Raw genomic sequence first — 19027 nt, 5'->3', positions numbered from 1 at the left:
AGGCCGGATAAGGCGTTACGCCGCCATCCGGCAATCAGTGTTAACCCCGCATATCCCGCAAGCGGCGGCTGAGCCAGATTCCGTGGTGCGGCCGCTGACGCCATGCCACTGACGAGATGGTATGCATAGTGTTCAGGTGGCCGATAACACGCTGCAGATGCTGTTCCAGGGTACTTAACGGTCCGTGGGAAAGCATCTCTGGCGCTTCCAGAATATTCACATCCCCTGAGCTGCCAGGCCCGTCATACTCCAGTCGCTGCTGACAGCGTTGCAGCGCAATTTCACACGATTGCAGGTATCGTTGCGCCAGATCCGGCGTGAGCATCGTATGCTCGCGCGCCAGCGTGGTCATCGCATTGATGTGTTCGACGATAAACTGGCTGTGCGTTACCCACAGCTTCATATCTTCCAGATAATGGGTGTTGAAGCCGGGTTCCTGCATCGCCTGATTGAGCGAGTTGAACAACGTGTTGTGTGCCTGGTTGACCCGCATACGTTGCCAGGCGAGCGGCGTCGGTTGCGGATCGTTGCTTAGAATCAGGCGAATGGCCTCCTGATCGGCCTCCAGCGCGTCATGGGCGTTTTTACGCAACAGACCGCTCTGCCATTGCGGCCACAGCCAGACGGTACCCCCAAATGCAATCAGGCAGCCTATGACCGTATCGACAAATCGCGGGATAATGAACTGCTCGCCGTCCAGCGTCAGGAGTTGCAAGGTATACACCGCGGTGATGGTAAATCCTACCGTCGCCCAACCGTAGTTTTTCCGGATGGTCAGATAGCTGACCAGGGTGATTGCCAGCATCAGTGCCAGCGTATACCCCTCAGGAATATGAAAGTGCAGCGTCACGCCTGCGATAATCAGCCCCACCAGCGTTCCCGCCGAACGGTGCAGAATACGCACGCGGGTGGCACCGTAACCATTTTGCGTCACAAACAGAACGGTCATCAGGATCCAGTAAGGTTTCGGCAGATGTAACGCGGACCCCATCAGACTGGCAATGCTGAGCATTACGCTGATACGCCCGGCGTTACGCAGCGCCGGAGATTTCAACGAGAGGTAGTTTTTCAGCGCCGGCAGCAGCGGTAACCGACGCTGTTTATCGGCCATCAGATCGCGGGCGTAGAGTGGGCGCTGAGTGCGAAGCACGCGGGCGATACGGCTGAAATGCCAGTAACAGAACTGCCCGACGGGGTTATCCGGATGCTGATTAGCAATTTTTTCCAGCGCGCCAATCTGCTTTTGCATGGTGAACCGCGTCGGCAGTCGGTGATAGAGAATGTCATCCGCCAGTACGCGCAGGCGAGCGGCGACCGTTTGCGCATTCCAGCGAATCACCTGTTCCGCATGGCTGCGTTCGACCAGCTTTTGCACTTCTTCCGGCTGATGCAGACTGACGGAGATATGCTCCTGCAGATCCAGTGCTTCCTGAAAGGCGCGCAGCATCCGCTTGTAGTCATTGTTGCGGTGCGCCGACAGCATGTGCATCTGCTGATAGCACTGGGTGATGAGGTCGACCGCTTTCTGCTGGCGCATCAGCAGTGGCGGCAGGGCTTTTTCCGGATCAGTATGCTGGGTCAGCATACTGTATTTGGCTTCGCAGTAATCCGCCAGTTCACGGTATAACAGGCTCAGCGACTCGCGAAGCGGCTGTTCGCGCCAGAGCCAAAACCAGAACCAGTTAAACAATCCGTACCATAGCGTGCCCAGTGCGTAGATCAGCAGAGGCTCCCAGACCGGCATGTTCCCTGCGAGGCTCAGTGTGAAAATCGCTGCAATCAACGAGGCTGGAAGCAGGCGGGCGTGAAGGGAGCTCAATTCCGCAGTGACGCCGAGCGTGAGCGTCAGTCCGGTCAGGATCAGGGGTAACGGTATCGCCTGCGCCAGCAGCAGTTGCATGATCAGGCTACAGCCGGCAAACAGCGACGCCCCGATAATCAGGCGTTTGAAAAAGCGTTTGTGCGGAGTATCAAGCCCGGCAATGTTGCAGCAGGCGGGAACGAGAGAGAAGAGCAGGCCAAGATGTAACTGCCCAATGAGCAGGCCGACGGCCACGGGCAAACAGAGCACCAGCGTTTGACGTAGTGCATAGTTGATTTCTGGGTGATAAATCAGTCTGCGCCACATTGGCAAAACAAAAATGACGCGCTACCTGGTAGCGCGTCATTTCCGATGAGATTAACGAGTGCCGTAAACGACGATCGTTTTACCGTGAGCGGAGATCAGGTTCTGATCTTCCAGCATCTTCAGAATACGACCAACGGTTTCGCGAGAGCAGCCAACGATCTGGCCAATCTCCTGGCGAGTGATTTTGATCTGCATACCGTCCGGGTGAGTCATCGCATCAGGCTGTTTCGCCAGATTCAGCAGCGTCTGGGCGATACGACCGGTCACATCGAGGAAGGCCAGGTTACCGACTTTCTCCGAAGTGACTTGCAGGCGGCGAGCCATTTGGGAAGACAGGCGCATCAGAATATCTGGGTTCACCTGGATCAACTGGCGGAATTTCTTGTAGGAAATTTCAGCCACTTCACACGCTGTTTTCGCTCGAACCCATGCGCTACGTTCCTGGCCTTCTTCAAACAGGCCCAGTTCGCCAATGAAATCACCCTGATTCAGATAAGAAAGGATCATTTCTTTCCCTTCCTCATCTTTAATCAACACTGCCACTGAGCCTTTAACGATGTAGTACAACGTTTCTGCTTTTTCACCCTGGTGAATCAGCGTGCTCTTGGACGGGTACTTATGAATGTGGCAATGAGACAAGAACCATTCAAGTGTCGGGTCTGTTTGCGGTTTGCCAAGCACCATGCGCGATTATCCTCTGTTATAAGCTGTCTCCAGAGCCAAAAAAATCCGCTGTCTCTGGGGTTGCAAAAATGTGCTTCCCTCGTCCTGGGAAGAGGCCGTCAAAAACGAACTGCAGCCTTTAATGTGAAGTCCTCTGCATACATGTAGTACATCAATGTATTACTGTAGCATCCTGACTGTTTTAGCATAGCTTTAGCCGTGTGTCTCCTGGTGTCTCGCTTCAGCATGACGGAGGTCGCCTTCCGTTGCGAGAATTGTTATGTACGCGTAATCTGTCAGGAAAATTGACGCACTGGAGTTAAAAAATATGCAAGCGCGTGTTAAATGGGTTGAAGGGTTAACCTTCCTGGGTGAGTCGGCTTCCGGTCACCAGATTTTGATGGACGGTAACTCCGGTGATAAAGCGCCGAGCCCGATGGAAATGGTGTTGATGGCGGCAGGGGGGTGCAGCGCGATTGACGTGGTTTCTATCCTGCAAAAAGGTCGTCAGGATGTGACGAACTGCGAAGTGAAACTGACTTCAGAACGTCGCGAAGAGGCACCCCGCCTGTTCACCCACATCAATCTGCATTTTATTGTCACGGGTCACGACCTGAAGGATGCCGCCGTTTCGCGTGCGGTCGATCTGTCGGCAGAGAAGTATTGCTCCGTGGCGTTAATGCTGGAAAAAGCGGTCAATATTACCCATTCGTATGAAGTGATTGCTGCCTGATGATCCTTGCCTGATGGCACTGCACTTATCAGGCCTACGACAGGAGTAGGCCGGATAACGCAACGCCGCCATCCGGCAAAATCTTACCTTACTCGATTTTTTTCCCTTCCATCAGTCGCTGTACCAACGGCAACATAATCAGCTCCATGGCCAGCCCCATTTTGCCGCCAGGCACTACCAATGTATTGATGTGAGAAATAAATGAACCTTGCAGCATTGCCAGCAGCCAGGGGAAATCGATCCCTTCCAGATTGCGGAAATGAATCACCACAAAGCTCTCATCTAGCGATGGAATACCTTTGGCTGCAAACGGGTTTGACGTGTCCACGGTGGGGACGCGCTGAAAGTTAATGTGGGTGCGGGAGAACTGCGGCGTAATGTAGTTGATGTAGTCGTCCATAGAACGCACCACGGAATCCATCACCGCTTCACGAGAATGGCCCCGCTCGCTGGTATCACGGATCAGTTTCTGGATCCACTCCAGGTTAACGATGGGGACAACGCCGACCAGCAGGTCAACATGGCTTGCGACCTCATGCTGCGGTGTGACGACACCGCCGTGCAGGCCTTCATAGAACAGCACGTCTGTAGGTTCCGGCAGGGGTTGCCACGGGGTGAAGGTCCCTGGTACCTGGTTCCACGGGACCGCTTCATCGTAGGTATGCAGATATTTGCGCGACTGGCCTTTGCCCGTCTGACCGTACTCAACAAACGTCTGTTCCAGCAGACCGAAGTCATTGGCGTCGGGGCCAAAATAGCTGATGTGGCGTCCGGCGTCGCGCGCTTTGCGGATCGCCATATCCATTTCCGGGCGGGTATAGCGATGAAAACTGTCGCCTTCCACCTCGGCGGCACGCAGGTTGAGCTGCGCAAAAATTTTACGAAACGCGAGGCTGGTGGTGGTGGTCCCCGCGCCGCTGGATCCTGTTACCGCTATCACCGGATGTTTGGCAGACATGTTAACTCCATCAATAAATTGATTTTTTATTATAGTCGGCCGATAGCGTGCAGGTTATTCGCGAAATGGTTTGTGCGGCATGATGTTGACGGTTTCGTGCAACTCGGACCACACCAGTATCGCTTCTCCACACTGCAACTGGCGTTTAACGTCGGCGACTTTTTGCTCAAGGGTACGTTCATGTTCACCATAATCGGTGCCTTCGCGCAACACAAAGCTTTCGATCAGATTGTCCAGCGTCTCGGGGGAAAGGTCTTGCCAGGGGATCTGCATAATTATGCCTCCAGGTACGGTGTCAGCCAGTCAGGAATGCGCGACTCGAGCCACATTTCTGGCCGACGCAATGTCCCGCCGATAAACCCGACGTGACCGCCGTGTTCCGTTAACTGATATTCCACCTGCGGCGGTAAATCTTCCGCTTTGGGGATCACATGACTGTCCATAAACGGGTCGTCTTTCGCGTGGATGATCAGCGTCGGAATGGCGATGTCACTGAGCAAGGGCATTGCGCTACACTGACGATAGTAGTCGATAGCATCGGCGAAACCGTGAATTTTGGCGGTGATGAGATCGTCAAACTCACGGATACGGCGCAAGGATTTCAACTGCGCCAGGCTTACCGGTAGCGAACCGGGATAGGCCGCCAGCTTGCGTGACGCGTTAGCCTTCAGCAGGTTGAGCAGATAGCGCTGATAAACACGGGAAAAGCCTTTATCCATATGGTAGCTGCAGGCTTCCAGCACAAAGGGCGCTGAGACAATGACCGCCGCGTCGAGCGGGATGTTTTTTCCCTCTTTTGCCAGCAGACACGCCAGCACGTTTCCGCCAAGCGAATAGCCCACGGCGGCCGTTGGCGCATTGCCAAATTCCCGCTGCAACCAGCCTAAGAACCAGGTCCCGTCTTCGGTTTCGCCCGAGTGATAAATGCGATTCAGACGATTGGGCTCGCCGCTGCAGCCGCGAAAATGCATCACCACGCCAAGCCAGCCACGATTCTTTGCCGCTTCAATCAGGCCATGCGCGTACGGACTGTTCAGACTGCCTTCCAGACCATGAAACACCACCAGGCGCGGCTTGTGCTTCGCCTGATGCGGATCTTCACTCCATGCCAGATCAACAAAGTCGCCGTCGGGTAATTCCAGACGCTGCCAGTGGGCGTCGAAATTCACTTTTCGCCGGATCAAACGCGGCAGCATGGTCTGCAAATGACAGTTACTGATACCGCGCATCGGGCGAAATTCGTCACTGCTGCCGTTCGGCATTTCAGGATCGTGAAGGATTACGTGTGTCATCGCCGTTACTCGCTCAGCATCTGCTCGAGTTGCTCCTGGGCGTCCAGCCAGGCCATTTCGCACTCTTCCAGTCCGGCTTTGGCGCTGGCCTGCTGTTGCAGACATTCCGTCAGCTCGGCTTTGCGGCCCTGGTCGTAAAGTTCGCTGTCGCCCAGCTTCTCTTCCGCCTGCGCCAACTGCGCGTTCAGTTTCTCCATCTCTTTTTCCAGACGGGCTATCTCCTTACGCAGCGGCTGGGTTTGCGTGCGCAGTTCGGCTTCACGACGCTTCTGATCTTTACGCGCCTGCGCGCTGTTGACGTTCTCTTTTGGGGCGTCGTCAGCCTGGTTTTCCTGCTTCTGCACGTCGCTCAGCCACTGCTGATAATCTTCCAGATCGCCATCGAACGGCTCGACCTTGCGGTCATGCACCAGATACAGATCGTCGGTCGTGGAGCGCAGCAAATGGCGGTCGTGCGAGACCACCACCAGTGCGCCTTCAAATTCAATCAACGCTTCGGTTAACGCCTGACGCATGTCGAGATCAAGGTGGTTGGTCGGTTCATCGAGCAGTAGCAGGTTCGGCCGCTGCCAGACGATCAGCGCCAGCACCAGTCGTGCCTTTTCGCCACCGGAGAAACGGCGTGTCTCTTCGCTGACTTTATCTCCCTGGAAGCCGAAACCGCCCAGATAATCGCGTAGCTTCTGTTCCAGCTCTTGTGGCACCAGTCGCACCAGATGCTGCAACGGCGACTCATCCGCGCGCAAATACTCGAGCTGGTGTTGAGCGAAGTAACCGAGCTTGATGCCCTTCGCCAGCCCGATTTCACCGCTGACGGGAGTCAGTTCACCTGCCAGCAGTTTGATGAGCGTGGATTTACCCGCGCCGTTACGTCCCAGCAGGCCAATGCGCGAACCCGGCACCAGGTTCAGTTTGATCGAGTCCAGGATAATGCGTTCACCATAACCGGCGCTCACTTTCTCCATTTTCAGCAGCGGGTTCGGCAGGCTCTCCGGCGCGCGGAAGCTGAAATGGAACGGGTTGTCGACATGCGCCGGGGCAATCAGCTCCATGCGTTCCAGCATCTTGATACGGCTCTGCGCCTGCTTCGCTTTCGTGGCTTTGGCGCGGAAGCGATCAATGTAGCTTTGCAGATGCGCCACGCGCTCCTGTTGGCTTTCGTACATCGCCTGCTGCTGGGCCAGACGCGTTGCACGTTGAATTTCAAACGCGCTGTAGTTGCCGGTGTACTCGAACAGGGTTTGTTGTTCGATATGAATGATTTTATCCACCACCGGATCGAGGAAGTCGCGGTCGTGGGAGATCAGAATCAGAGTGCCCTGATAGCTCTTCAGCCATTTTTCCAGCCAGATAACTGCATCCAGATCGAGGTGGTTGGTCGGTTCATCGAGCAGGAGGAGATCGGAGCGACAAATTAACGCCTGGGCCAGGTTGAGACGCATACGCCAGCCGCCGGAAAAGTCGCTCACCGGACGTTCCAGTTGTTCATTAGAGAAGCCGAGACCATGCAACAGGCTGGCCGCGCGGGAACGCACGGTCCAGGCGTCGATGGCATCCAGCTTGCCGTGGACGGTGGCAATGGCGTGTCCATCGTTACGTTCGTTGGCGTCGTGCAACTGCGCTTCCAGTTGACGGTATTCGCGGTCGCCGTCAATGACATATTCCAGCGCGGGCTGGGGCAGTGCCGGTGTTTCCTGATTTACCCATGCCAGTTGCCAGCTTCCGGGGAAGGTAAAACCGCCGGCATCTGCGATGATTTCATTTTTCAGCAATGCCAGCAGGGTAGATTTCCCGCAGCCGTTCTTACCCACCAGACCGACTTTCTGGCCCGGATTGATGGTGGCAGTGGCATTGTCCAGTAAGACGCGCACGCCGCGACGAATTTGTAACGAGGAGAAAACAATCATAAGGTGCCGTATGTTCAGACTATGTTAATTTATCATTATGATAATGTAAGGTGTGGGCCATTTTCCGCACCGGGCCGCAATGGTAGCCCAAAACGACGACTATACACAAAAACAGAAACAAAACCGGGAGGGGGATGATGTCTCAGCCAGCAAAGGTCTTGCTGCTGTATGCCCATCCGGAATCTCAGGACTCGGTGGCAAATCGGGTACTGCTTAAGCCGGCCACGCAGCTCAGCAACGTTACGGTGCACGATCTCTACGCGCACTATCCTGATTTTTTTATCGATATCCCGCATGAGCAGGCGTTACTGCGTGAGCATGACGTGATCGTGTTTCAGCATCCGCTGTACACCTATAGCTGTCCGGCACTGCTCAAAGAGTGGCTGGATCGCGTGTTGAGCCGTGGCTTTGCCAGCGGCCCCGGGGGAAATCAGCTTGCGGGAAAGTACTGGCGCAGCGTCATCACCACCGGTGAACCGGAGAGCGCCTATCGCTATGACGCGCTGAATCGCTATCCAATGAGCGATGTATTGCGGCCATTCGAACTGACGGCAGGAATGTGCCGAATGCACTGGCTGAGTCCCATTATTATCTACTGGGCCAGACGACAAAGCGCGCAGGAGCTGGAAAGCCATGCAAAAGCGTATGGCGACTGGCTTGCTCATCCCGTTCCTGTGGGAGGCCGCTGATGGAAGGTTCCGATTTATTGACCGCGGGAGTGCTGTTTCTCTTCGCGGCGGTGGCTGCGGTGCCTCTGGCATCGCGGCTGGGTATTGGCGCCGTGTTGGGCTATTTGCTGGCGGGGATTGCCATTGGTCCGTGGGGACTGGGGTTCATCAGCGACGTGGATGAAATCCTCCACTTCTCCGAGCTGGGCGTTGTGTTTCTGATGTTTATCATCGGACTGGAGCTGAATCCGTCGAAACTCTGGCAGCTTCGACGTTCTATCTTTGGCGTCGGAGCGGCGCAGGTTTTGCTCAGCGCGGCGCTGTTGGCCGGATTGCTGATGTTGACTGATTTCTCATGGCAGGCGGCGGTCGTCGGCGGGATTGGCCTCGCGATGTCGTCAACTGCGATGGCGCTGCAACTGATGCGCGAAAAAGGGATGAACCGCAGCGAATCCGGGCAGTTGGGCTTTTCGGTTTTACTGTTCCAGGATCTGGCTGTGATCCCGGCATTAGCGCTGGTGCCGCTGTTAGCCGGGTCGGCGGATGAACACTTTGACTGGATGAAGATCGGCATGAAGGTGCTGGCGTTTGCCGGCATGCTGATTGGCGGACGCTATTTGCTGCGCCCGGTATTCCGGTTTATTGCGGCGTCCGGTGTGCGCGAAGTGTTTACCGCCGCCACGCTGCTGCTGGTGCTGGGATCGGCACTGTTTATGGATGCGCTGGGGCTGTCGATGGCGCTCGGCACGTTTATCGCGGGGGTGCTGCTAGCGGAAAGCGAATACCGGCATGAGCTGGAAACCGCGATCGATCCGTTCAAGGGACTGCTGCTGGGCCTCTTCTTCATTTCGGTCGGGATGTCGCTCAATCTGGGCGTGCTGTACACCCATCTGTTGTGGGTCGTGGCAAGCGTGGTGGTGCTGGTGGCGGTCAAAACGCTGGTCCTTTATCTGCTGGCGCGACTGTACGGTCTGCGCAGTTCTGAAAGAATGCAGTTTGCTGGCGTATTGAGTCAGGGGGGAGAGTTTGCCTTTGTGCTGTTCTCGAGCGCGTCATCGCAGCGGCTGTTTCAGGGCGACCAGATGGCGCTTCTGCTGGTGACCGTCACGCTGTCGATGATGACCACGCCGATGCTGATGAAGCTTATCGACAAATGGCTTTCCCGCCAGCTTAACGGTCCGGATGAAGAAGATGAAATGCCGTGGGTCGAGGATGACAAGCCGCAGGTCATCGTGGTGGGCTTTGGTCGTTTTGGTCAGGTCATCGGTCGTTTGCTGATGGCAAATAAGATGCGCATTACCGTGCTGGAGCGGGACATCAGTGCGGTGAATCTGATGCGCAAATACGGCTATAAGGTTTATTACGGTGATGCGACGCAGGTGGACCTGCTGCGTTCTGCCGGTGCCGAGGCGGCGGAATCCATCGTCATTACCTGTAATGAGCCGGAAGATACGATGAAGCTGGTGGAGATCTGCCAACAGCATTTTCCGCATTTGCATATTCTTGCGCGAGCGCGCGGACGTGTCGAAGCACATGAGTTATTACAGGCGGGGGTCGTGCAGTTTTCCCGTGAGACCTTCTCCAGTGCACTGGAGCTGGGGCGCAAAACGCTGGTGTCGTTGGGAATGCATCCCCATCAGGCGCAGCGGGCGCAACTGCATTTCCGCCGGCTGGATATGCGGATGCTGAGGGAGCTCATCCCGATGCATACCGATACGCTACAAATCTCTCGCGCCAGAGAAGCCAGACGCGAGCTGGAGGAGATTTTCCAGCGCGAGATGCAACAAGAGCGACGCCAACTGGATGGCTGGGATGAATTCGAATAGAGGATAAGTATGGCAATCCGTAAACGTTTTATTGCAGGGGCGAAATGCCCTTCCTGCCAGGCGCAGGATTCTCTGGCGATGTGGCGCGAGAATAATATCGATATTGTTGAATGTGTTAAGTGCGGGCATCAGATGCGGGAAGCGGATAAAGAAGTCCGCGATCACGTGCGCAAAGAAGAGCAAGTGATCGGGATCTTTCATCCAGACTAGCGATATGGCCCGAGATTTTTTAAGCTAAGGGGTACACAGGTGCAGATTTCCGCTACAATCTGCGCCAGCAATTTTCCCACGCTCAGGAGATATCATGAAAGTAGCAAAAGACCTGGTGGTCAGCCTGGCCTATCAGGTACGTACAGAAGACGGTGTGTTGGTTGATGAGTCTCCGGTGAGTGCGCCGCTGGACTACCTGCATGGTCACGGTTCCCTGATCTCTGGCCTGGAAACAGCGCTGGAAGGTCACGATGTTGGCGACAAATTTGATGTTGCTGTAGGCGCGAACGACGCTTACGGTCAGTACGACGAAAACCTGGTGCAGCGCGTTCCTAAAGACGTCTTCATGGGCGTTGATGAACTGCAGGTTGGCATGCGTTTCCTGGCTGAAACTGACCAGGGTCCGGTACCGGTAGAAATTACCGAAGTGGAAGACGACCACGTTGTGGTTGATGGCAACCACATGCTTGCAGGTCAGAATCTGAAGTTCAACGTTGAAGTTGTGGCGATCCGCGAAGCGACCGAAGAAGAGCTGGCTCATGGCCACGTTCACGGTGCGCACGGTCACGACCATGAGCACGATCACGACGGCTGCTGCGGCGGTCACGGCCATGACCACGGTCACGAGCACGGCGGCGAAGGCTGCTGCGGTGGTGGCGGTAAAGGCAACGGCGGCTGCGGTTGCCACTAAAAGGTCATAATGCCTGATGGCGCTACGCTTATCAGGCCTACGGGTTCATTGGTATGAGTAGGCCGGATAAGGCGCTTGCGCCGCCATCCGGCAATGAGCCACAAAAAAGCGGGATAAACCCGCTTTTTTTATGTCTCAATAATGAGGCGGCGGCGTCTCTTCGGCCTGAGAGGCGATATTGGAAGGCTGGCTCGCCTTGAGTTTCTCCGTCAGCAGTCGCAGATGATCGCGCAATTTGGCCATTTCCATCTCGTGAGCGGTTACCGTTACGTTGAGCTCTTCAATGGTGATTTCCTGAAAAGCCAGCCGACTTTCCAGCTCGGCCAGTCGGGTTTCCATCGTTGTATCCTGCATGATTCACCTCATCGATTGTCTCTGGTCGCGGCGGATTCTACTTAACTTTATCCGAATACACAGCCCTGATTCCTTCTCATCGAAACTAATTTAAACAAAAAGAGTCTCAAAAGAAGCGATTATCAGGTATGTCTGTATGTTGATTTGTTCAACAACGCTTTATAGTACGCTTCTCACATAAAAGTTAACCATGGGGTGAGATGCCCCGGCCCTGGAGATATGGATGAAATCACTGTTTAAAGTCACTCTGCTGGCGACCACGATGGCCGTTGCTCTGCACGCCCCGATCACCTTCGCAGCCGAAGCCGCAAAACCGGCCGCCGCTGCTGACAGCAAAGCCGCGTTCAAAAATGACGACCAGAAATCGGCTTATGCACTGGGCGCATCGCTGGGCCGCTATATGGAAAACTCCCTGAAAGAGCAGGAAAAACTGGGCATCAAACTGGACAAAGACCAACTGATCGCCGGCGTTCAGGATGCGTTTGCTGATAAGAGCAAACTGTCTGACCAGGAAATCGAACAGACTCTGCAAGCATTTGAAGCACGCGTGAAAGCCTCCGCTCAGGCGAAGATGGAAAAAGACGCGGCTGACAACGAAACCAAAGGCAAAGAGTTCCGCACCAAGTTTGCGAAAGAGAAAGATGTGAAGACCTCTTCAACGGGCCTGCTCTACAAAGTGGAGAAAGCCGGTACGGGCGAAGCGCCGAAAGACAGCGACACTGTGGTGGTGAACTACAAAGGGACGCTGATCGACGGTAAAGAGTTCGATAACTCCTATACCCGTGGCGAGCCGCTCTCTTTCCGTCTGGACGGTGTGATTCCTGGCTGGACTGAAGGTCTGAAGAACATTAAGAAAGGCGGGAAGATCAAGATGGTCATCCCACCAGAGCTGGCTTACGGTAAAACCGGCGTTCCGGGGATCCCAGCTAACTCCACGCTGGTATTCGACGTAGAACTGCTGGATATCAAGCCGGCACCGAAGGCGGATGACAAGCCAGAAGCAGCAGCAGAAGCTGATGCAAAAGCAGCAGATGCCGCTAAAAAATAAAAATTGAGAACCGCCGCCGAACAGAGCGGCGGTTTTTTTATGCAGGCCGGATACATACACAAAATCATTCAAGTTGCATCAAGGCGGTCAGGGAGTGAATCCCCTGGCGCGTACATCAGTACGTGACTGGGGCGAACGAGCGAAACCAACGCTGAGGCAGTCTGAAGGATGACGTGTATAATTAATAGTGGAAAGTGGAAGCCCCTCTGTATTAATTTAACCATCCACAAAATTAATGAGCCTGCCCTGAAAACATAACGACAGGCTCCTGAAAAGGAGTGTTTTTTTTCATGTCCAGGTCGCTTTTAACCAACGAAACCAGTGAGCTCGACTTACTGGATCAACGTCCTTTCGATCAAACCGACTTTGATATTCTGAAATCCTACGAAGCGGTGGTGGACGGGTTAGCGATGCTCATTGGTTCTCACTGTGAAATCGTATTGCACTCTTTGCAGGATTTGAAATGTTCCGCTATTCGCATTGCCAATGGTGAACACACGGGACGTAAAATCGGTTCACCGATTACTGACCTTGCGTTACGAATGCTGCACGATATGACCGGTGCAGATAGCAGCGTTTCCAAATGCTATTTTACCCGTGCGAAAAGCGGCGTTCTGATGAAGTCAGTGACGATTGCCATTCGCAATCGCGAGCATCGCGTGATTGGTCTGCTGTGCATCAACATGAACCTTGATGTCCCGTTCTCGCAGATCATGAATACCTTTATTCCGCCGGAGACCCCGGAAGTCGGATCGTCTGTTAACTTCGCCTCTTCTGTAGAAGATCTGGTGACGCAGACGCTGGAGTTCACCATTGAAGAGGTGAACGCCGATCGTAATGTCTCCAATAATGCCAAGAACCGCCAGATCGTTCTGAATCTGTATGAGAAAGGCATCTTCGATATTAAGGACGCGATCAACCAGGTTGCCGATCGTCTGAATATCTCCAAGCACACCGTGTACCTCTATATTCGCCAGTTCAAGAGTGGTGACTTCCAGGGGCAAGATAAGTAATGCGTTTTGCCATTGTGGTTACCGGTCCGGCATATGGTACCCAGCAGGCGAGCAGCGCACTGCAGTTTGCTCAGGCGCTGATTGAAGAAGGCCATACGTTAAGCAGCGTCTTTTTCTATCGGGAAGGCGTGTATAACGCCAACCAACTGACCTCTCCGGCCAGTGATGAATTTGATCTGGTCCGGGCCTGGCAACAAATGAATACACAGCATGGCGTTGAACTGAACATCTGTGTGGCGGCGGCACTGCGTCGCGGTGTGGTCGATGAAACTGAAGCGGGCAGGCTGGGGCTGGCGTCTGCCAATCTGCAGCCGGGTTTTATCCTCAGCGGACTGGGCGCGCTGGCACAAGCCTCACTTACCTGCGATCGCGTGGTACAGTTCTGATGAAACGTATTGCCTTTGTCTTTTCCACCATGCCGCACGGGAGTGCATCGGGTCGCGAAGGGCTGGACGCGCTGTTGGCCACCTCGGCATTAACCGAAGAGATCGGCGTCTTCTTTATTGGTGATGGCGTCTTTCAGATCCTGCAGGGACAAAAACCGGATGTCATTCTGGCCCGCGACTATATTGCGACCTTCAAACTTCTGGGACTGTACGATATCGAACAGTGCTGGTTATGTGCCGCCTCGCTGCGCGAGAGGGGACTCGGGGAAGGCGTAAGTTTTGTCGTTGATGCGACACCGCTGGAGCCAGACGCGCTGCGTCGCGAACTGGGCAACTATGATGTCATCCTGAGGTTTTGAGGTTCTCATGCTGCATACTTTACACCGCTCCGCGTGGCACTCTGATTTCTCTGCTATTCAGCGCCTGATCGCAGAAGGCGATGAACTTTTATTGCTCCAGGATGGCGTCGTCGCCGCAGTAGAAGGCAGCCGCTTCCTTGAAAGCCTGCAAAATACCCCCATAACTGTTTACGCACTGAAAGAAGACATTGAAGCTCGCGGTTTGGGTGGTCAAATTTCAGACAGTGTCGTCAGGGTTGACTATACTGACTTCGTCAGACTTACGGTTAAGCACGCCAGCCAGATGGCCTGGTGATTGTGTGATCGCTGTATATTTCTTGACACCTTTTCGACACCGCCCTAAAATTCGGCGTCCTCATATTGTATGAGGTCGTTTTATTACGTGTTTACGAAGCAAAAGCTAAAACCAGGAGCTATTTAATGGCAACAGTTAACCAGCTGGTACGCAAACCACGCGCTCGCAAAGTTGCAAAAAGCAACGTGCCTGCGCTGGAAGCATGCCCGCAAAAACGTGGTGTATGTACTCGTGTATATACTACCACTCCTAAAAAACCGAACTCCGCACTGCGTAAAGTATGCCGTGTTCGTCTGACTAACGGTTTCGAAGTGACTTCCTACATCGGTGGTGAAGGTCACAACCTGCAGGAGCACTCCGTGATCCTGATCCGTGGCGGTCGTGTTAAAGACCTCCCGGGTGTTCGTTACCACACCGTACGCGGTGCGCTTGACTGCTCTGGCGTTAAAGACCGTAAGCAAGCTCGCTCCAAGTATGGCGTGAAGCGTCCTAAGGCTTAATGGTTCTCCGTTAAGTAAGGCCAAACGTTTTAACTTAAATGTCAAACTAAACTCGTAGAGTTTTGGACAATCCTGAATTAACAACGGAGTATTTCCATGCCACGTCGTCGCGTCATTGGTCAGCGTAAAATTCTGCCGGATCCGAAGTTCGGATCAGAACTGCTGGCTAAATTTGTAAATATCCTGATGGTAGATGGTAAAAAATCTACTGCCGAAACAATCGTATACAGCGCGCTGGAGACCCTGGCTCAGCGCTCTGGTAAATCTGAACTGGAAGCTTTCGAAGTCGCTCTCGAAAACGTGCGCCCGACTGTCGAAGTTAAGTCTCGCCGCGTTGGTGGTTCTACTTATCAGGTACCAGTTGAAGTCCGTCCGGTTCGTCGTAATGCCCTGGCAATGCGTTGGATCGTTGAAGCTGCTCGTAAACGCGGTGATAAATCCATGGCTCTGCGCCTGGCGAACGAACTTTCTGATGCTGCAGACAACAAAGGTACTGCAGTTAAGAAACGTGAAGACGTTCACCGTATGGCAGAAGCCAACAAGGCGTTCGCACACTACCGTTGGTAATCCCTTCGGAGTTTTAGTCACCAAGCGGGCGCTTCCAGTAAGCAGCCCGCTTTGGGCTACTTAAATTGAACGCCTAAAAGATAAACGAGGAATCAAATGGCTCGTACAACACCCATCGCACGTTACCGTAACATCGGTATCAGTGCGCACATCGACGCCGGTAAAACCACTACTACCGAACGTATTCTGTTCTACACCGGTGTAAACCATAAAATCGGTGAAGTTCATGACGGCGCGGCCACCATGGACTGGATGGAGCAGGAGCAGGAACGTGGTATTACTATCACTTCCGCAGCGACTACTGCATTCTGGTCTGGTATGGCTAAGCAGTATGAACCGCATCGTGTAAACATCATCGACACCCCGGGGCACGTTGACTTCACAATCGAAGTAGAACGTTCCATGCGTGTTCTTGATGGTGCGGTAATGGTTTACTGCGCAGTTGGTGGTGTTCAGCCGCAGTCTGAAACCGTATGGCGTCAGGCAAACAAATATAAAGTTCCGCGCATTGCGTTCGTTAACAAAATGGACCGTATGGGTGCGAACTTCCTGAAAGTTGTTGGTCAGATCAAAACCCGTCTGGGCGCGAACCCTGTTCCGCTGCAGCTGGCAATTGGCGCTGAAGAAGCGTTCACCGGTGTTGTTGACCTGGTGAAAATGAAAGCCATCAACTGGAACGAAGCAGATGCAGGCGTTACCTTCACTTATGAAGATATCCCGGCTGACATGCAGGAACTGGCTGAAGAATGGCACCAGAACCTGATCGAGTCCGCTGCGGAAGCTTCTGAAGAGCTGATGGAGAAATACCTGGGTGGTGAAGAACTGACTGAAGAAGAGATCAAAAAAGCTCTGCGTCAGCGCGTTCTGAACAACGAAATCATCCTGGTAACCTGTGGTTCTGCATTTAAGAACAAAGGTGTTCAGGCGATGCTGGATGCGGTAATTGATTACCTGCCATCCCCGGTTGACGTACCTGCGATCAACGGTATCCTGGACGACGGTAAAGATACGCCTGCTGAGCGTCACGCTAGCGACGAAGAGCCTTTCTCTGCACTGGCATTCAAAATCGCTACCGACCCGTTCGTGGGTAACCTGACCTTCTTCCGTGTGTACTCCGGTGTGGTTAACTCTGGTGATACCGTACTGAACTCCGTGAAATCTGCACGTGAGCGTTTCGGCCGTATCGTTCAGATGCACGCTAACAAACGTGAAGAGATCAAAGAAGTTCGCGCGGGCGACATCGCTGCTGCGATCGGTCTGAAAGACGTAACCACTGGTGACACCCTGTGTGACCCGGATGCGCCGATCATTCTGGAGCGTATGGAATTCCCTGAGCCGGTAATTTCTATCGCCGTAGAACCGAAAACCAAAGCTGACCAGGAAAAAATGGGTCTGGCTCTGGGTCGTCTGGCTAAAGAAGACCCGTCATTCCGCGTATGGACTGACGAAGAATCTAACCAGACCATTATCGCCGGTATGGGTGAACTGCACCTCGACATCATCGTTGACCGTATGAAGCGTGAATTCAACGTTGAAGCGAACGTCGGTAAACCTCAGGTTGCTTACCGCGAAGCGATTCGTGCGAAAGTTACCGATATCGAAGGTAAACACGCCAAGCAGTCTGGTGGTCGCGGTCAGTATGGTCATGTTGTTATCGACATGTACCCACTGGAGCCGGGTTCTAACCCGAAAGGCTACGAGTTCGTCAACGACATTAAAGGTGGTGTAATCCCTGGCGAATACATCCCGGCCGTTGATAAAGGTATCCAGGAGCAGCTGAAAGCCGGCCCGCTGGCAGGTTACCCGGTTGTTGATATGGGTGTTCGTCTGCACTTCGGTTCTTACCATGACGTTGACTCCTCTGAACTGGCGTTTAAACTGGCTGCGTCTATTGCCTTTAAAGAAGGCTTTAAGAAAGCTAAACCAGTTCTGCTTGAGCCAATCATGAAGGTTGAGGTAGAAACGCCGGAAGAAAACACCGGTGATGTTATCGGTGACTTGAGCCGTCGTCGCGGTATGCTGCGCGGTCAGGAATCCGAAGTCACTGGCGTTAAGATCCACGCTGAAGTTCCGCTGTCTGAAATGTTCGGATATGCAACTCAGCTGCGTTCTCTGACCAAAGGTCGCGCATCGTACACTATGGAATTCCTGAAGTATGATGATGCACCGAACAACGTTGCTCAGGCCGTAATCGAAGCCCGTGGTAAATAATCCACAGGATTAAAACCTAAGTCCCGTGCTCTCTCCACAAGGGGAGAGCGCTATAGTAAGGAATATAGCCGTGTCTAAAGAAAAATTTGAACGTACAAAACCGCACGTTAACGTCGGCACCATCGGCCACGTTGACCACGGTAAAACTACCCTGACCGCTGCCATCACTACCGTACTGGCTAAAACCTACGGCGGTGCTGCTCGCGCATTCGATCAGATCGATAACGCGCCGGAAGAAAAAGCTCGTGGTATCACCATCAACACCTCTCACGTTGAATATGACACCCCGACTCGCCACTACGCGCACGTAGACTGCCCGGGCCACGCCGACTATGTTAAAAACATGATCACCGGTGCTGCGCAGATGGACGGCGCGATCCTGGTTGTTGCTGCGACTGACGGCCCGATGCCGCAGACTCGTGAGCACATCCTGCTGGGTCGTCAGGTAGGCGTTCCGTACATCATCGTGTTCCTGAACAAATGCGACATGGTTGATGACGAAGAACTGCTGGAACTGGTAGAGATGGAAGTTCGTGAACTGCTGTCTCAGTACGATTTCCCGGGCGACGACACGCCGATCGTTCGTGGTTCTGCTCTGAAAGCGCTGGAAGGCGAAGCAGAGTGGGAAGCGAAAATCATCGAACTGGCTGGCTTCCTGGATTCTTACATCCCGGAACCAGAGCGTGCGATTGACAAGCCGTTCCTGCTGCCGATCGAAGACGTATTCTCCATCTCCGGTCGTGGTACCGTTGTTACCGGTCGTGTAGAGCGCGGTATCATCAAAGTTGGCGAAGAAGTTGAAATCGTTGGTATCAAAGAGACTGCCAAGTCTACCTGTACTGGCGTTGAAATGTTCCGCAAACTGCTGGACGAAGGCCGTGCGGGTGAGAACGTAGGTGTTCTGCTGCGTGGTATCAAACGTGAAGAAATCGAACGTGGTCAGGTACTGGCTAAGCCGGGTACCATCAAGCCGCACACAATGTTCGAATCCGAAGTGTACATTCTGTCCAAAGACGAAGGCGGCCGTCATACTCCGTTCTTCAAAGGCTACCGTCCGCAGTTCTACTTCCGTACAACTGACGTGACTGGCACCATCGAACTGCCGGAAGGCGTAGAGATGGTAATGCCGGGCGACAACATCAAAATGGTTGTTACCCTGATCCACCCGATCGCGATGGACGACGGTCTGCGTTTCGCAATCCGTGAAGGCGGCCGTAC

21 protein-coding genes are annotated in these 19027 nt (G+C 53.8%); 14 read left to right on the top strand and 7 right to left on the bottom strand.

The window, feature by feature from the left end:
• Nucleotides 1–40: 40 nt before the first annotated feature.
• Both OGY35_RS06925 and crp read right to left on the bottom strand, forming a co-directional pair.
• Nucleotides 41–2128 (bottom strand): YccS/YhfK family putative transporter, encoded by a 2088-nt coding sequence (locus tag OGY35_RS06925; protein ID WP_152400230.1) that lies wholly within the window; start codon nucleotides 2126–2128, stop codon nucleotides 41–43.
• 51 nt (nucleotides 2129–2179) lie between these two features.
• Nucleotides 2180–2812 (bottom strand): cAMP-activated global transcriptional regulator CRP, encoded by a 633-nt coding sequence (gene crp, locus OGY35_RS06920; RefSeq protein WP_000242758.1) that lies wholly within the window; start codon nucleotides 2810–2812, stop codon nucleotides 2180–2182.
• 307 nt (nucleotides 2813–3119) lie between these two features.
• Between crp and OGY35_RS06915 the strand changes: the two genes are divergently transcribed.
• Nucleotides 3120–3524, top strand: a complete 405-nt coding sequence (locus OGY35_RS06915; RefSeq protein ID WP_152400228.1) for an OsmC family protein — start codon at nucleotides 3120–3122, stop codon at nucleotides 3522–3524.
• A gap of 88 nt (nucleotides 3525–3612) precedes the next feature.
• Here the strand turns inward: OGY35_RS06915 and OGY35_RS06910 are convergent, their stop codons facing one another.
• The 4 genes from OGY35_RS06910 to OGY35_RS06895 are packed head-to-tail and all read right to left on the bottom strand — an operon-like array spanning nucleotide 3613 to nucleotide 7681.
• Entirely contained in the window at nucleotides 3613–4482 is an 870-nt protein-coding gene (locus tag OGY35_RS06910) for a phosphoribulokinase (RefSeq protein ID WP_046491247.1), read from the bottom strand.
• Nucleotides 4483–4536: 54 nt separating this feature from the next.
• Nucleotides 4537–4755 (bottom strand): YheU family protein, encoded by a 219-nt coding sequence (locus OGY35_RS06905; protein WP_152400224.1) that lies wholly within the window; start codon nucleotides 4753–4755, stop codon nucleotides 4537–4539.
• A 2-nt stretch (nucleotides 4756–4757) separates the two neighbouring features.
• A complete protein-coding gene (locus OGY35_RS06900; RefSeq protein ID WP_235922448.1) occupies nucleotides 4758–5774 on the bottom strand; it encodes a hydrolase in 1017 nt (338 codons plus the stop codon).
• Between the two features lie 5 nt (nucleotides 5775–5779).
• The gene (locus tag OGY35_RS06895) at nucleotides 5780–7681 is read right to left on the bottom strand and encodes an ABC transporter ATP-binding protein (protein ID WP_286631790.1); all 1902 of its coding nucleotides are present in this window, start codon (nucleotides 7679–7681) and stop codon (nucleotides 5780–5782) included.
• 137 nt (nucleotides 7682–7818) lie between these two features.
• On the opposite strand from OGY35_RS06895, the gene kefG reads away from it, so the two are divergent.
• The 4 genes from kefG to slyD all read left to right on the top strand — a co-directional run bounded on the left by kefG (nucleotide 7819) and on the right by slyD (nucleotide 11076).
• Nucleotides 7819–8370 (top strand): glutathione-regulated potassium-efflux system ancillary protein KefG, encoded by a 552-nt coding sequence (gene kefG / locus OGY35_RS06890; RefSeq protein WP_042322810.1) that lies wholly within the window; start codon nucleotides 7819–7821, stop codon nucleotides 8368–8370.
• The gene (kefB, locus tag OGY35_RS06885) at nucleotides 8370–10175 is read left to right on the top strand and encodes a glutathione-regulated potassium-efflux system protein KefB (protein WP_286631789.1); all 1806 of its coding nucleotides are present in this window, start codon (nucleotides 8370–8372) and stop codon (nucleotides 10173–10175) included. Before kefG ends, kefB begins: the two co-directional genes overlap by 1 nt.
• A gap of 9 nt (nucleotides 10176–10184) precedes the next feature.
• Nucleotides 10185–10385, top strand: coding sequence for a YheV family putative zinc ribbon protein (locus OGY35_RS06880; protein ID WP_042998388.1), 201 nt, complete (start codon nucleotides 10185–10187; stop codon nucleotides 10383–10385).
• 94 nt (nucleotides 10386–10479) lie between these two features.
• A complete protein-coding gene (gene slyD, locus OGY35_RS06875; RefSeq protein WP_178825662.1) occupies nucleotides 10480–11076 on the top strand; it encodes a peptidylprolyl isomerase in 597 nt (198 codons plus the stop codon).
• Between the two features lie 135 nt (nucleotides 11077–11211).
• Here slyD and OGY35_RS06870 read toward each other — a convergent pair whose 3' ends face one another.
• On the bottom strand, nucleotides 11212–11430 hold the full coding sequence (locus OGY35_RS06870) for a protein SlyX (RefSeq protein ID WP_042322802.1): 219 nt from the start codon (nucleotides 11428–11430) through the stop codon (nucleotides 11212–11214).
• A gap of 223 nt (nucleotides 11431–11653) precedes the next feature.
• Between OGY35_RS06870 and fkpA the strand changes: the two genes are divergently transcribed.
• The 9 genes from fkpA to tuf all read left to right on the top strand — a co-directional run.
• Nucleotides 11654–12478: an FKBP-type peptidyl-prolyl cis-trans isomerase gene (fkpA, locus tag OGY35_RS06865; protein WP_152400218.1), complete on the top strand. Its 825-nt coding sequence runs from the start codon at nucleotides 11654–11656 to the stop codon at nucleotides 12476–12478.
• 290 nt (nucleotides 12479–12768) lie between these two features.
• Entirely contained in the window at nucleotides 12769–13491 is a 723-nt protein-coding gene (locus OGY35_RS06860) for a helix-turn-helix transcriptional regulator (protein ID WP_042286247.1), read from the top strand.
• Complete coding sequence (tusD, locus tag OGY35_RS06855; protein WP_286631785.1) at nucleotides 13491–13877, top strand: sulfurtransferase complex subunit TusD; 387 nt, start codon at nucleotides 13491–13493, stop codon at nucleotides 13875–13877. The genes OGY35_RS06860 and tusD overlap by 1 nt, the downstream gene beginning before the upstream one ends.
• Nucleotides 13877–14236, top strand: a complete 360-nt coding sequence (gene tusC / locus OGY35_RS06850; RefSeq protein WP_286631784.1) for a sulfurtransferase complex subunit TusC — start codon at nucleotides 13877–13879, stop codon at nucleotides 14234–14236. The genes tusD and tusC overlap by 1 nt, the downstream gene beginning before the upstream one ends.
• A gap of 7 nt (nucleotides 14237–14243) precedes the next feature.
• Nucleotides 14244–14531 (top strand): sulfurtransferase complex subunit TusB, encoded by a 288-nt coding sequence (gene tusB / locus OGY35_RS06845; RefSeq protein ID WP_152400216.1) that lies wholly within the window; start codon nucleotides 14244–14246, stop codon nucleotides 14529–14531.
• A gap of 125 nt (nucleotides 14532–14656) precedes the next feature.
• Complete coding sequence (rpsL, locus tag OGY35_RS06840) at nucleotides 14657–15031, top strand: 30S ribosomal protein S12 (protein WP_000246815.1); 375 nt, start codon at nucleotides 14657–14659, stop codon at nucleotides 15029–15031.
• A gap of 96 nt (nucleotides 15032–15127) precedes the next feature.
• On the top strand, nucleotides 15128–15598 hold the full coding sequence (rpsG, locus tag OGY35_RS06835; protein WP_042322792.1) for a 30S ribosomal protein S7: 471 nt from the start codon (nucleotides 15128–15130) through the stop codon (nucleotides 15596–15598).
• Between the two features lie 96 nt (nucleotides 15599–15694).
• Entirely contained in the window at nucleotides 15695–17809 is a 2115-nt protein-coding gene (gene fusA, locus OGY35_RS06830; protein ID WP_046491016.1) for an elongation factor G, read from the top strand.
• Nucleotides 17810–17879: 70 nt separating this feature from the next.
• Nucleotides 17880–19027 (top strand): elongation factor Tu (gene tuf, locus OGY35_RS06825; protein WP_286631783.1); only part of this gene is annotated, 1148 nt, incomplete at its 3' end.

It is taken from the genome of Citrobacter sp. Ct235, from assembly GCF_030332305.1.
GTDB lineage: Bacteria > Pseudomonadota > Gammaproteobacteria > Enterobacterales > Enterobacteriaceae > Citrobacter_A > Citrobacter_A telavivensis.
The sequence above is the reverse complement of the archived record's forward strand: the minus strand, read 5'-3'. Positions and strand labels throughout refer to the sequence as shown.